This is a genomic window from Acinetobacter towneri (assembly GCF_017498585.1).
GTDB lineage: Bacteria > Pseudomonadota > Gammaproteobacteria > Pseudomonadales > Moraxellaceae > Acinetobacter > Acinetobacter towneri.
Map to the genome: position 1 here is coordinate 2422914 of NZ_CP071766.1, position 14075 is coordinate 2436988.

At 41.2% G+C, this 14075-nt stretch carries 13 protein-coding genes; 7 read left to right on the forward strand and 6 right to left on the reverse strand.

All coding sequences use genetic code 11. The features are described 5' to 3' along the window. The first annotated feature begins 138 nt into the window (after positions 1–138). The 5 genes from J4G44_RS11720 to J4G44_RS11740 all read left to right on the forward strand — a co-directional run bounded on the left by J4G44_RS11720 (position 139) and on the right by J4G44_RS11740 (position 7136). Positions 139–1257: an ABC transporter ATP-binding protein gene (locus J4G44_RS11720; RefSeq protein ID WP_207973679.1), complete on the forward strand. Its 1119-nt coding sequence runs from the start codon at positions 139–141 to the stop codon at positions 1255–1257. Positions 1258–1278: 21 nt separating this feature from the next. Further along, positions 1279–2295, forward strand: coding sequence for an extracellular solute-binding protein (locus J4G44_RS11725; RefSeq protein ID WP_207973680.1), 1017 nt, complete (start codon positions 1279–1281; stop codon positions 2293–2295). Between the two features lie 87 nt (positions 2296–2382). Continuing rightward, positions 2383–4005, forward strand: a complete 1623-nt coding sequence (locus J4G44_RS11730) for an ABC transporter permease (RefSeq protein ID WP_207973681.1) — start codon at positions 2383–2385, stop codon at positions 4003–4005. A gap of 355 nt (positions 4006–4360) precedes the next feature. Then, on the forward strand, positions 4361–5644 hold the full coding sequence (locus J4G44_RS11735) for an OmpP1/FadL family transporter (protein ID WP_207973682.1): 1284 nt from the start codon (positions 4361–4363) through the stop codon (positions 5642–5644). A 310-nt stretch (positions 5645–5954) separates the two neighbouring features. Then, entirely contained in the window at positions 5955–7136 is a 1182-nt protein-coding gene (locus tag J4G44_RS11740) for an OmpP1/FadL family transporter (RefSeq protein ID WP_207973683.1), read from the forward strand. A gap of 73 nt (positions 7137–7209) precedes the next feature. On the opposite strand, the gene thrH is transcribed toward J4G44_RS11740, so the two are convergent. After that, positions 7210–7827 carry a bifunctional phosphoserine phosphatase/homoserine phosphotransferase ThrH gene (gene thrH / locus J4G44_RS11745; protein WP_131261537.1) on the reverse strand — a complete coding sequence of 206 codons (618 nt, stop codon included), beginning with the start codon at positions 7825–7827 and terminating at the stop codon, positions 7210–7212. Between the two features lie 190 nt (positions 7828–8017). Here thrH and J4G44_RS11750 point away from each other — a divergent pair, with 190 nt between their 5' ends. Next, positions 8018–8749: a phosphoadenylyl-sulfate reductase gene (locus tag J4G44_RS11750; protein WP_131261538.1), complete on the forward strand. Its 732-nt coding sequence runs from the start codon at positions 8018–8020 to the stop codon at positions 8747–8749. Between the two features lie 178 nt (positions 8750–8927). After that, positions 8928–10307: a WS/DGAT/MGAT family O-acyltransferase gene (locus J4G44_RS11755; RefSeq protein WP_096901778.1), complete on the forward strand. Its 1380-nt coding sequence runs from the start codon at positions 8928–8930 to the stop codon at positions 10305–10307. 59 nt (positions 10308–10366) lie between these two features. On the opposite strand, the gene J4G44_RS11760 is transcribed toward J4G44_RS11755, so the two are convergent. From J4G44_RS11760 to mreC, 5 genes are all read right to left on the reverse strand, one after another. Then, a complete protein-coding gene (locus J4G44_RS11760) occupies positions 10367–10537 on the reverse strand; it encodes a PA1571 family protein (RefSeq protein WP_004975418.1) in 171 nt (56 codons plus the stop codon). 129 nt (positions 10538–10666) lie between these two features. Further along, positions 10667–12121, reverse strand: coding sequence for a ribonuclease G (rng, locus tag J4G44_RS11765; RefSeq protein WP_104852376.1), 1455 nt, complete (start codon positions 12119–12121; stop codon positions 10667–10669). Between the two features lie 39 nt (positions 12122–12160). Continuing rightward, a complete protein-coding gene (locus tag J4G44_RS11770) occupies positions 12161–12727 on the reverse strand; it encodes a Maf-like protein (RefSeq protein WP_004975413.1) in 567 nt (188 codons plus the stop codon). Next, complete coding sequence (gene mreD, locus J4G44_RS11775) at positions 12715–13221, reverse strand: rod shape-determining protein MreD (RefSeq protein ID WP_154320436.1); 507 nt, start codon at positions 13219–13221, stop codon at positions 12715–12717. Before mreD ends, J4G44_RS11770 begins: the two co-directional genes overlap by 13 nt. Further along, positions 13208–14065, reverse strand: a complete 858-nt coding sequence (gene mreC, locus J4G44_RS11780; protein ID WP_207973684.1) for a rod shape-determining protein MreC — start codon at positions 14063–14065, stop codon at positions 13208–13210. Before mreC ends, mreD begins: the two co-directional genes overlap by 14 nt. Positions 14066–14075: the final 10 nt, after the last annotated feature.

Here is a 14075-nt window from a genome sequence, read left to right on the forward strand (position 1 = left end):
CAACCCATTCTTTTCAGTTGATATTTCAACTTTTTGTAGCAAAAACTACATCATTTACATTCTAAATGATAAAAAGACTCTACATGAGAAGAGTTCTTAGTTATCATTTGAGCACAAAATTTGTCGTGTGAATAAACTATGAATGCGTACGCTGCTCAACCTGCCAATGTCTTGACGATCCAACAGCTCAGTAAAAAGTTTGGTTCGCGTTTTGCAGTGCAACAAGCAACATGGTCAGCGATGAGTGGACAAATTGTGTGTTTATTAGGTCATTCAGGCTGCGGCAAAACCACAATGCTACGTCTGATTGCAGGCTTGGAAACACCAAGCAGCGGCACAATCCAACTGGAACAAAATACCTTGTGGAGTGAACATGCACAGATTCCTGCAGAAGCTCGCCATATTGGTTTAGTCTTTCAAGATTACGCACTTTTTCCGCATTTAAGTGTGTTAGACAATGTTATCTTTGGCTTAAAGAAATTTCCCAAAGCGCAGCGGGAAACTATTGCCAAACAAGCTTTAGCGCATGTTTCCATGTTGCATCATCAAGACAGCTATCCATATACACTTTCAGGCGGCGAACAACAACGCGTTGCCTTAGCACGTGCCTTAGCACCAGAACCACAAGTCTTGTTAATGGATGAACCTTTTTCAAATTTGGATCATCGCCTGCGTGATCAAATTCGTCAAAACACCATTCAACTGCTCAAGCAAACTGAAACGACTACGGTTATCGTGACACATGACCCAGAAGAAGCACTGCAAATTGCCGATCAAATTATTTTGATGCACCAAGGGCAAATTATTCAAATTGGTTCACCGAAACAACTTTATTTACAGCCGAAAACGTTGTTTGCTGCACGATATTTTTCTTCGTTGAATGAAATTCCAACGCGCATCAAGCAGCAAGAAATTCATACCGTATTTGGCAAGATTGATTTACCAGAACATGCAAACACTCAAGATTCACTGGTCTGCTGCTTCCGCCCGCATCAATTGCGTGTCAGCCAAACACCAAGTGAAAATGCGTTGCCCGCAAGCGTTGTGTCATCAAGTTTTATGGGACATGCGCAACAACTGCGTCTAAAACTACGCGATCACGATCTCACTCTTTTGGCGCAAGTCAGTCATCTTCAAGATATTCAGCCCGCTGAACAAGTCTATGTTTCTGTCAATTTAAACAGCTGTTATTTCTTGGCGTCTGATGAACAATCACCCACTGCTTCATCTTCTACTCAAGCTGCTGTTCAGGTTTAAATTTTTAATTAGGAATACTGCATGAAACCACTGTCTAATTTATCATTGCTTGTTACAGGTTTACTTGCATTTGGTGCAAGTGTCGCACAAGCAGCGGAAGTCAATTTATACACCACGCGCGAACCTGTGCTGATTCAAACCTTATTAACCGAATTTACCCAAAAAACTGGGGTAAAAGTCAATACGGTTTTTATTAAAGATGGTTTATTGGAACGTGTAAAAGCAGAAGGTCGTCTTTCTCCTGCCGATGTGATGCTGACTGTAGATTTTGGCAATTTGGTTGATTTAGTAGAAAGTGGTTTAACCCAGCGCGTAAGTTCTAAAACCTTAAATAGCGCAATTCCTGCCAATTTACGAGCTGCCAATGGTCATTGGTATGCTTTGTCGATGCGTGCACGTGCAGTCTACGCCTCTAAAGACCGTACACCGCTTAATGCGATTACTTATGAAGATTTAGCCAATCCAAAATGGAAAAATAAAATCTGTATTCGTTCAGGCAACCATCCATATAACACTGCTTTAATTGCAGCGTATATTGCCCATCATGGTGAAAAACAAGCCGAAACTTGGTTGCGTGGCGTGAAAGCCAATTTAGCACGCCCAGCAAGTGGTGGTGACCGAGATGTGGCGCGTGATATTTTAGGTAAAATTTGTGATATTGGCGTTGCCAACACCTATTATGTCGGCACGATGCGTACAGGTGACGCGGAACAAAAACGCTGGGGCAATGCGATTAATGTTGTGTTACCACGCTTTAAAAATGGTGGAACGCATGTCAACGTATCGGGTGCAGTGGTTTCTAAACATGCACCAAACCGTAAAGAAGCCGTACAGTTGCTCGAGTTTCTAGCTTCTGATCACGCGCAAGCCATTTACGCACAAAACGGCTTTGAATACCCAGTCAAACCTGGGGTAAAAATTGACCCTATTATTGCCAGCTTCGGTAAACTCAATATCGACTCGATTCGCTTAAGCGATATTGCACGTCACCGTAAAGCCGCCAACTTATTGGTCGATAAAGTCCAGTTTAACCGCTAAAATTTCCTGCTTTTGTCTTACAGTGCAGCGCTTTGCACTGTAAGATGCTCTGCTGCTCCCTCCCCCTTATTTAGTACCTCTATCGCAATGCTTAAAAATAAATTTAATTTTTTATTTTCGCTCAGTGGGTTATTGACGCTACTCGCCTGTTTACCTGTGCTCGCTTTAATTTGGACAGCATTACAAGGTGATAGCGAAATTTGGGGGCATCTGCTGCGTTATGTAATTCCACACACGTTGGCAGAAACAGGGATTTTATTGTTGGGTGTGGGTATTCTCACCATCCTGATTGGTACAGGCAGCGCATGGATTGTAACAGCATATCAATTCCGAGGTCGTGCATTTTTAGATTGGGCCTTACTGCTGCCTTTAGCCGTACCAACTTATATTATTGCGTATAGTTATATCGACATTTTGCACCCCATTGGCCCTGTGCAAAGTATCCTGCGGGATGGGTTTAATTTAGAATTACAACAGTTTTGGTTTCCTAATATTCGTACCGTTTGGGGCGGCATCTTCTTGCTTAGCTTTGTGCTGTATCCGTATGTGTATTTAAGCACCCGTGCAATGTTTCTGATGCAATCGGCCAGTTTAATTGAGGTTGCACGTACATTAGGATTAAAACCCGATCAAGTGTTTTTACGTGTTGCAATTCCACTGGCACGTCCTGCAATTGCTGTGGGTACTAGTCTGGTTTTAATGGAAACCATTAATGATATTGGTGCAACAGAATTTTTGGGCATTAAAACCTTAACTTTGTCGATTTATTCAACCTGGACCAATCAGTCCGATTTAGCCAGTGCTGCACAAATTGCCATTTTCATGTTGATGATTATTACCTTATTGGTGTTAGTAGAGCGTTTAGGACGACGTAAACAGCGCTATATGAACTCGGCTCAACGCAGCCGTTTAATGCCTGCACAATCGGTCAAAGGGCTTAAAGCGCTTGTGTTACTAGGCGTGGGCTTAATTCCTGTTTGTATTGGCTTTTTAATTCCAACCAGTCATTTATTGGTCGAATCCTATAAACGCATTCAATATGCAGGCTTTTCAGATTTCCTATTACAAGCCTCAATCAACACACTAATCCTTGCCAGTCTTGCCACCATCGTCACCATTTTGATTGGTTTCTTTATTGTCAGTGCGGCACGTTTTAGCAAACACAACTGGTTTAGCCGTATTGCCAGTTTAGGTTATGCCATTCCAGGAACTGTTTTAGCCATTGGTCTCATGCTAGCTTTGGGCAAAATTGATCGTGCCATTGCAGATTTTTTAGAATTTAAGTTAGGGATACACACAGGTTTATTATTTCTCGGTACTAGTTTTACCCTTATTTATGCTTATGCTGTGCGTTTTTTAGCTATTTCGGTGGGCGGCATTGAGTCAGGCTATAACCGTATTCATGGTGTTTTTGATGATGCTGCACGCAATTTAGGGCAAAACAACTTTGCACTGTTGTGGCGTGTACACCTGCCATTATTACGCCCTGCTATTATTTCTGCAGCTTTATTAATTTTTGTAGATTGCATGAAAGAGCTACCTGCCACTTTGTTGCTCCGTCCCTTAAATATGGAAACACTCGCTACTCAGCTATATGCAGAAGCCTCTAGGGGCACTTATGAAGATGGTGCCGTAGCAGCTTTATTAATTGTATTGGTTGGGCTGATTCCTGTCATTCTTTTGGCAAAGCTTGGAAAAACCACACGTTAATGCACCCCATTTTGTTGCAAGATATGCCTTACAACAAAATGAAATTCGATAAAAAGTATTTTTTTTAACCAATTAAAAACATTTAAACAAGAGATTGATTTTTAAATTTTATTATTTAATTTCAATCACTAACAAGCCAAAAACCCACACCAATTAGAACAAATACTCTATTCAGCGTGTTTTTTATACTGATTAGTTTTTTCTAGAGCATTTACTCTTATTTTAATTGTGATATTTTTGTCACATGGAGTAACAAATGGTCTCGGTTTGCACAAGTCGAAATCATCCTAAATGAAAGCTTAAAGCATCAACAAAAACTGTCATAAAAGACTTTATAGCCCAAGGGAAATGTATAATGAAACTAAAAGCACTTAGCACAGCAATGATTTTAGCAACTGTACCAATGACAGGTGCTTTTGCTGCAGGTATGGATCGTTCTGGTCAATCCATCGCTGCGTTTTTACAACCGGGTAACTACTTTGAAGCAGGTATTTCTGTTTTAGATCCTAGTGTTTCTGGAAAAGTAAGTAACTCATGGGTTCCTGGTGGTGCTGCAGCCGCATTAGCTCCTGCATACCAAAATACTAGTTTAAGCGACATGGGTGACGACTATTATTTCCCTAGCGCAGCTCTTAAATTACAACTAACAGATAACGTATCTTTCGGTTTGATTTATGACCAACCATTTGGTGCAGAGGCTACTTACTCAACTGCTGACTTTGCTCATCCATTAGGTGGCGGTGTATTTCACAATGGTACTGAAAGTACCAAAGTAGAAGTTAAAACCCAAAACTTAACAATGTTATTTGGTTTCCAACCAACTGAAAATTTTAATATTTATGGTGGCCCGGTTTACCAAACTGCGAAAGGTGATGTTCAATTACGTGGTTTAGCATACGGAAGCACAACCGCTTTGGGTGCTTACAATGCAGATATGAAGGAAGATTCTGCTGTAGGTTGGTTAGCTGGTTTAGCATATCAAATTCCAGAAATTGCATTAAAAGCATCTGTAACTTATCGCTCTGAAATCGATCATGAATTAGCAACCAATGAGCGTGGTCAAAGTAATATTTTAGCTCTTGCTGGACAAATGCCTATTTATGATGTTGATAGCACTACTAAACTTTCAACACCACAATCTGTAAACTTAGATTTCCAAACAGGCGTTATGGCAAATACAGTTGCATTTGCAAATTTACGCTGGGTAAACTGGAAAGAGTTTTCTATCCGTCCTGAACAATTTGGTAAAGTTTCTGAAACGCTAGGTAGTGCTGGAGCTGCACCAAACAATCCTAATGGATTTGATATCGTTGGTTACACAGATGACCAAATTTCTGCAACTGTCGGTGTTGGTCGCAAACTGAATGACAAATGGGCAGGTAATGTCTCTGTGGGTTGGGACTCTGGTGCTGGTAACCCTGTATCCACCCTTGGTCCAACTGAAGGTTATTGGAACGTAGGTCTTGGTGTTCAATATTCACCTGCGGACAACTACTTTATCGCAGGTGGTGTAAAATACTTCATGCTCGGCGATGCTAAAGCACAAGTAGCATCTGATTTTGGCTCAAGCTCTTTTGTCGCAGAATTTGAAGACAACGATGCATGGGCATACGGTTTAAAAATCGGTTATCGTTTCTAATTCCAATATTTTTCAAAGAAGCCACCCTTCGGGGTGGCTTTTTTTTTAACTAAAACTCCCAGTTTTTATACGAGTGTTAACCAAATGTTCAAATTTAAAACAATCAAACTTATACTTACCGGAACATCCATCCAAAATATTATTCAATAAAATTCAATTATTTAAAATTAATTAATAGTACATTTACTCTAATCAAGTACAATTTATAACTTATTCAGTTCATTTATTCTACGAAGTTGAGCATTTACTCTTTTTTTAAATATGTTACTTTTCCTGCACTTTTTGTTACATAAAGCATCAGGGAACGACCATGAAGCTCAATAAAATCTATTCAAGTATTTTACTTAGCACTCTCCCACTTACACCTGCGCTTGCTGCTGGTTTAGACCGTTCTGGTCAATCTATTGCTGCATTTTTACAACCGGGTAATTATGCAGAAGCAGGTATTTCAATTTTAGATCCAACAGTTAAAGGAAAAGATCTTATAAAAAATAACGTCAGCGATATGGCTGAAGACTATTACTTCCCTTCCGCTGCAATTAAAGTACAAGCGACTGAACAAATTTCTTTAGGTCTTTTATATGACCAGCCATTTGGTGCAGATGCGATGTATAGCCTAGAACAGAGCATGTTTACTAATGGAATTGAAGGCACAAAAGTTGAAGTTGAAACACACAATCTTACCGCTTTAATTGGTTACCAACCTACAGAAAACTGGAATTTCTACGCTGGACCAGTTTGGCAGACAGTAGAAGCAGATATTAATTTACGTGGTCAAGCGTATGGTAATACTGGTTACAACATTGAGGTTAAAAAGGAAGAAGCTTGGGGTTGGCTTGCTGGTTTTGCTTATCAAATTCCAGAAATTGCATTAAAGACTGCTGTTACCTATCGTTCTGAAATTAAGCACAATGCTAACTCAGTAGAAACATCGGATATAAAAATTCCTGCGGGTTACCTCCCCCACTTACCAAATGGAATTGAAGAAACACGCTTAGAAAAACTAAATGCAACAACACCACAATCTGTAAATATAGATTTTCAAACAGGTATTGCAGCTAATACTTTAGTTTTTGCCAATATTCGCTGGGTACATTGGGATCAATTTGCTGTTAAACCCTCACTATTAGGGGATTTATCCATTATCCAAAAACCTACAGCACAGCGCCAAAACCTCATCGACTATTCAGATGATCAATGGTCTGCAACCGTAGGCGTGGGTCGCAAGTTTAATAGTCATTGGTCTGGTTCTGCTTCTGTAGGTTATGACTCTGGTGCGGGTAACCCTGTCACCACTTTAGGTCCAACAGAAGGTTATTGGAGTGTTGGCTTAGGTGGTCAATATAGCCCAGCAGAAAACTATTTTATTCAAGCTGGCGTAAAATATTTTTGGTTGGGTGATGCCACTGCACGTACGGGTACAACAGACGTTGGTGAATTTGAAGACAACTATGCTTTGGGTTATGGTCTAAAATTCGGCTACCGCTTCTAAATCAATGCACTGTTAAAACCGCATAAATAACAAAGGGCATCAAATGATGCCCTTTGTTGTACTCAGCTTCAGATTAAGCTGGAATATCACGTACCGAAGCACCACGAATTGCTTCTTTTAATGCTTCATAACCATTAATTGCAGGGAATTGTGGGAATTCTGCAATCACATTTTCAGGTGCATCAAATAAGAAACCATGATCCGCTTCACCTAGCATCGTGGTGTCGTTATATGAATCACCTGCAGCAATTACACGGAAATTTAAACCGTGTAAGGCTTTAACAGCCTGACGTTTTTGATCAGGTTGACGCAATTTATAAGCGGTAATCATGCCATTTTCATCTGATTCTAACTTGTGGCAGAAAATTGTTGGCCAACCCAATTGCTTCATCAACGGATGTGCAAATTCATAGAACGTATCTGAAAGAATAATCAATTGGAAGTGTGTGCTCACCCACTCTACAAACTCTTTCGCGCCGGGGAATGGCCCCATGTCTGCAATCACGGCCTGAATATCATTTAAGCCCAAGCCATGCTGCTTTAAAATATTTAAACGCTGAGTCATCAACACATCGTAGTCTGGAATATCACGTGTAGTTGCTTCTAGTTCTTTAATTCCAGTTTTTTTAGCAAAGTTAATCCAAATTTCTGGAACTAACACACCTTCAAGATCAAGACATACGATTTCCATGGGTTCTCCCAAAATACCTGTAAAAGTTTTTCCCTATCATAGCCGAAGATTTGGTATTTGCCTTGTTCTTTTTTAAATCTATTTCATTCATAAGCATTTATTTTTTAGTGATAAGACCTTTTTAGGAATTCCATTAAAATAATTCGCTCAAGAACAAAGATTAGCCCTCAAGCCGACTGTAGGAAGATTTATGCGCACCATTCCCACCATAGACATTGTTGATGCACTCGCGACTGAATATGCCGATAAATCACCGAGTGACATTTTAAAACTTGCCTTAAGTCAGCAAGGCGAAGTCGCGATTTCATTTTCAGGTGCGGAGGATGTAGTGCTGATTGATATGGCATCCAATTTAGGTGTGCCATTTCGTGTATTTAGTTTAGATACAGGACGTTTGCATCCTGAAACCTATCAATTTTTAGAAACTGTACGCAAATATTATAATATTGAGATCGAAATTTGCTTTCCTGAAACTGAAGCAGTGCAACAATTGGTTCAAGAAAAAGGCTTATTTAGCTTTTTTGAAGATGGGCATCAAGAATGTTGTGGGATTCGTAAAGTTCAACCTTTACGTAAAAAACTGGCAACACTAGATGGCTGGATTACAGGTCAACGTAAAGACCAAAGTCCAGGTACACGCCAAGATATTCCTGTCGTACAAGCAGATGCAGGATTTTCAGGCCCTAACAAGCAATTAATCAAATACAATCCACTGGCAAACTGGTCAAGTAGTGACGTGTGGAATTACATTCGCATGATGGAAATTCCATACAATCGTTTGCATGAAAAAGGTTTTATTTCAATTGGCTGTGAACCTTGCACCCGCCCTGTTCTTCCGAACCAACATGAACGCGAAGGGCGTTGGTGGTGGGAAGAAGCAACACACAAAGAATGCGGTCTACATGCTGGAAATTTAAAATAACACATCTATTACTACAATAAAAATCACAGTTTTACTGTGATTTTTATTGACTTGCGATGGCGCAAAAATCACTATATTTGTTTGATAAAAAAGATATACTGAATTAAATCTTATATAACTCTAAAAACCTTGTTCAGATAAGAACAAGCGTAGAAATTGCAGTGAGGCAATCCACAATATGCGTCCATTACACCCTATTGATTTTATTTTCCTATCACTCGAAAAACGTCAACAGCCCATGCATGTGGGTGGATTATTCTTATTCCAAATTCCAGAACATGCACCAGCCACTTTTATTCAAGACTTGGTTGCCGATATTCGCAATTCAAAGTCGATGCCTATTGCACCATTTAACAATAAGCTCAATGGTCTGTTTTGGGATGAAGATGAAGAGTTCGATCTCGATCATCACTTCCGTCATATTGCCTTGCCAAAGCCAGGCCGTATTCGTGAATTATTAACTTATATTTCACAAGAACACAGCTCGTTGATTGATCGCGCCAAACCACTCTGGACTTGCCATATTATTGAAGGTATTGAAGATAATCGTTTTGCGATGTTCTTTAAAATTCATCATGCCATGGTAGATGGTATTGCTGGCATGCGTTTGGTGGAAAAATCCCTTTCGCACGACGAAAATGCAAAAAGAATTGTACCACCTTGGTGTGTAGAAGGCCCACGTGCTAAACGCCTGAAAGAACCGAAAGTCAGCCGTTTAAAGAAAATTTTTGGTGGAGTTAAAGGTCAGTTTGAAGCAACCCCTCGCGCAGTTTATGAAGTATCACAAACTGTTGCCAAAGATATGGGACGTAACCCCGATTATGTTTCTAGCTTCCAAGCACCAAGCACCATCTTAAACCAACGTGTGAGCGCCTCACGTCGTTTTGCCGCTCAATCTTTTGAGTTTGCACGTTTGCACCGTATTGCTAAAGCTTTGGGTGTAACTATTAATGATGTGGTGCTGGCAATTTGCTCAGGCGCATTGCGTGAGTACTTACTCAGCCAATATGCATTACCTAAAAAACCTCTTATTGCAATGGTGCCTGCCTCTATTCGTGATGACGATTCTGAAGTATCCAATCGAATCACCATGATTTTAGCCAACTTAGGTACGCACAAAGAAGATCCGCTTGAGCGTTTAAAAATTGTGCGCCGCAGTGTACAAAATGCCAAGCAGCGTTTTAAGCGCATGAATGCCAATCAAATTATGAACTATAGTGCTTTTGTTTACGGCGCTGCTGGTTTAAATATTTTGTCAGGCATTATGCCAAAACGTCAGGCCTTTAACTTGGTTATTTCCAATGTACCTGGCCCACGTGAACCTTTGTATTGGAATGGTGCAAAGCTAGATGCACTATACCCTGCTTCAATCGTGTTAGATGGACAAGCTTTAAACATTACCATGACCAGCTATTTAGACAAATTAGAAGTTGGTTTAACTGCTTGTCGTCATGCCTTACCGAAAATGCAAAACTTATTGCAACACTTGGAAGATGAAATTCAGCGTTTTGAACAGATTATTGATGCGCCTGAAGGGGTCAATAAAATCGTGGATTGATACGTCAATCCATCAGAAAAATAATTCAATAGAATCAATTAAGGGGCAATTGCTGCCCCTTATTTTTGAATAGTACGACACTGTTTTAATAATTGCTGACAAACCGCGCTAACCATTGCGGTGGTAATTTGAGTTTCTTTACCTTGCTCATCCACAATATAACCGTTATGTGTCACTTTACGATCTAATACTTTTAAACTCTTTTGAATCACAACTTTACTCATACCCATGACATACCTCATTTGCTAAACCGAGGGAGATGTTCGGCTTTGGCTACTCTGTATGCTTAGTATTGAGAATTCACTCAAAAAAGTAAAATTTCAGATGTAACAACTGTTTAGCGATATCCTGTTACAATTTCAGCTCAGAATGATATCGTATTGCTCTTGCGTATATAAATTTTCCACCTGAAATTTAATCACACGGCTGACAAAGTGCTCTAAATCCGCCACTGCTGGCGCTTCGGCAGTTAACAATCGGTCAATCACCGATGGGTGTGCAACGACAGTAAAGCCACGTTGTGATTCAAATGCGCGTGCATATCTTAAAATTTCTCGAAAAATTTCGTAACACACTGACTCTGCTGTTTTGACATATCCCCGCCCCTGACAAGTTGGACAGGCTTCACAAAGTAAATGTTCTAATGATTCACGGGTGCGTTTACGGGTCATCTCGACCAAGCCCAGTTCAGACACTTGGGTAATTTTGGTCTTGGCATGATCTCGCTCAAGCATACGCTCAAACTGACTCAAGACTTCATCACGATGCTGTACTTCTTGCATATCAATGAAGTCGATAATGATGATGCCACCCAAATTACGCAAACGTAACTGGCGGGCAATGACCTGTGTGGCTTCCATATTGGTTTTAAAAACAGTGTCTTCTAAAGTCCGACCACCGACATAAGAACCCGTATTCACATCAATGGTGGTCATGGCTTCGGTCTGATCAATCATCAGATAACCGCCTGACTTTAATGCCACACGGGTTTGCAATGCTTTTTGAATATCTTCTTCGACATTGTATAAATCGAATAGTGGGCGCTCGCCTGGGTAATGAATCAGGCGATTGTGCATATTGGGCACAAACTCATCCACAAATTCTTTTAATTTGGCGTGAATTTCACGTGAATCGACATAAATTTTGGCGGTGTTATCATTCGCCAAATCACGAATTACGCGTTGCGGTAACGGCAACTCTTCAAAAATCAAAGAAGGCACAGCAATGCTTTTTTGTTTACGCTGAATGTATTCCCACAATTTTGCCAAGTAACACATATCTTGCACTAAGGCCGCTTCATCGACGCCTTCGGCTGCTGTGCGTACAATCACTGAGCCTGGTAATTTATGCTCAGCCTGAATGGTTTCAATGATCCCGCGTAGACGCTCACGTTCTTCACTCGATTCAATGCGTTGTGATACGCCAATATGACTGCCATACGGCATTAGAACCAAATAACGCGAAGGAATGGAAAGATCAGTGCTCAGTCGTGCGCCTTTAGTACCGAGCATATCTTTCATCACTTGCACGGTTAGAATTTGCCCAGGCTGCAATAATTCAAAGACATTCGGTGTAGGTTGGCTGCGCGGCCAAATCATGTCATTGATATGCAAAAAAGCAGTACGCGATAAACCAATATCGACAAAAGCGGCTTGCATACCTGGCAGCACGCGCACCACTTTGCCTTTATAAATATTGCCCACCAAACCACGCTTGGCTGTACGCTCAACGAATAGTTCATTGACCGTGCCGTTTTGAATTAACGCCACCCGACACTCCATCGGTGTGACGTTAATCAACAACTCGTCAGACATAATAAAACTCAAAACATTATAAAAATTTTTGTGCAGCAGTTAATTTAGTGCCTTAACTGTCTGTAATAACTGTACGGTTTCATAGAGTGGCAGGCCGACAACATTGCTATAACTGCCCTCAATACGCGGAATATAACGTGCTGCGATGCCCTGAATCGCATAAGCACCCGCTTTTCCAATCGGCTCACCTGTTGCCCAGTAGCTTTCCATATCATCTAGGCTAAGCGATTGAAATTCAACCTGTGTACGTACCACTATACTGGATTTTTTCTGTTTTGTACGCACACAAACCCCTGAAAAAACATCATGTTTTCGACCAGAAAGTTGTGACCAAATGGCAAAGGCATGTGCTTTGGATTCTGGCTTGCCCAAAATCTGCCCATCTACGCCTAGACTGGTATCGGCAGCAATCACAATAGCATCAGGAAATAGCCGTAAAACCGCATCGGCTTTGGCACATGCCAACCGCTCAACATACGCGGCAACATCTTCGCCCGCTAAAATAGATTCATCGATGTCTGGACTGTAAATTTCAAATTCCAGCCCAAGCTGTTGCAGGAGTTCCCGACGGCGCGGTGAACTTGAGGCAAGAATTAAATGCGCCATTTTCGCAAGAAATAATACAGCACAGGCCAGAGCAAAATACTACTCAGCAAAGGTTGCCAATGACGGGCAAATGGGAACTGAATCCCACCCATGACTTGCATCACCCAAATCAGGGCGAGGTGAGCCAAAATTGCTATTACACTAATGACCCATAAATTCGCAAACGTCATAATACGGCGCTCACGAGTCAGGAAACGCGCCACAAAAGTAATCACCACAAAACTCAAGGCATTCATGCCCAAAGGTGCATCGAGGAGCAAGTCTGCAAACAAGCCTGTACCAAAGGCAAACCAAATACCACACCAAGTTGGTTGCCCAAGCACCCAAAACAAGGTCACCATCAACATAAACAATGGTCGCCAACCCGAGCCTGTATAAGACAGCGGATACACCATGAGTACAGATGCAGCAATTACAGAAAAAATAATCGGAAATAGTGGATCTTTATTCTTGTTTTGTCCGAGTCGGGTTTGTCCAATTTTAGCGATTGGCATTTGGCTGCTCCTTCGCTAAAGATTCTGAGAACAGCACCACCACATGATGACCACCCGCCAATTGTGCTGCAGGCATCACATCAATTTGTGCAAACTCACCAGAATTATGTCGGCTGATTTTGGCAATGCTTCCAACCAAATATCCTGCAGGGAAATGCTCGCCCAAGCCTGAGCTATAGACATTCTCTCCAACCTGAATATTGGCACTGGTCGGTACATATTCCATTTTCAAACGCCCTAAATCGCCCGTACCCGACACAATGGCTCGCATGCCTGTATGTTCCAAACGCACTGAAAGTGAGTGTTCTTTGTCAGAAAGCAACATGACACGGCTACTGTGTGGATACACAGCAATGATCTGCCCCATAATGCCTTTATCATCCAAAACGGTTTGCCCGACTTTGAGCTGATTTTGTGAACCACGGTTAATCACAATAATATGGCGCAAAGGATCGGCATCGGTACCAATTACTTCAGCAATTTCCATGCGTCCATCAATGATTAGAGGGGTATCGAGTAGACCACGCAGGCGGGTATTTTCTGCAGAGAGTTCAGATAACTTTTGCAAACGGACTTGAGCCTGTAATAGCTCTGCCTGCATCGCGGTATTTTCACGACGCAATTGAGCCTCAGACTTACTTTGTTGACTTAGCCATTCTCGCGACAATACAGGATAGCTTGCAAGGGCATAAATTGGGTTATATGCCGCATACAAAACATCACGTGCGGGTTGAATTACATGCGGTACACGCCAGTTAAAAAACAGGATGACCAAACAAGTAATGACCGCAATTATAAAAGAGCGAAAAGATGGCGGTTGTCTGGAAAACAGATTTGTTTGCACCGCCGAATCC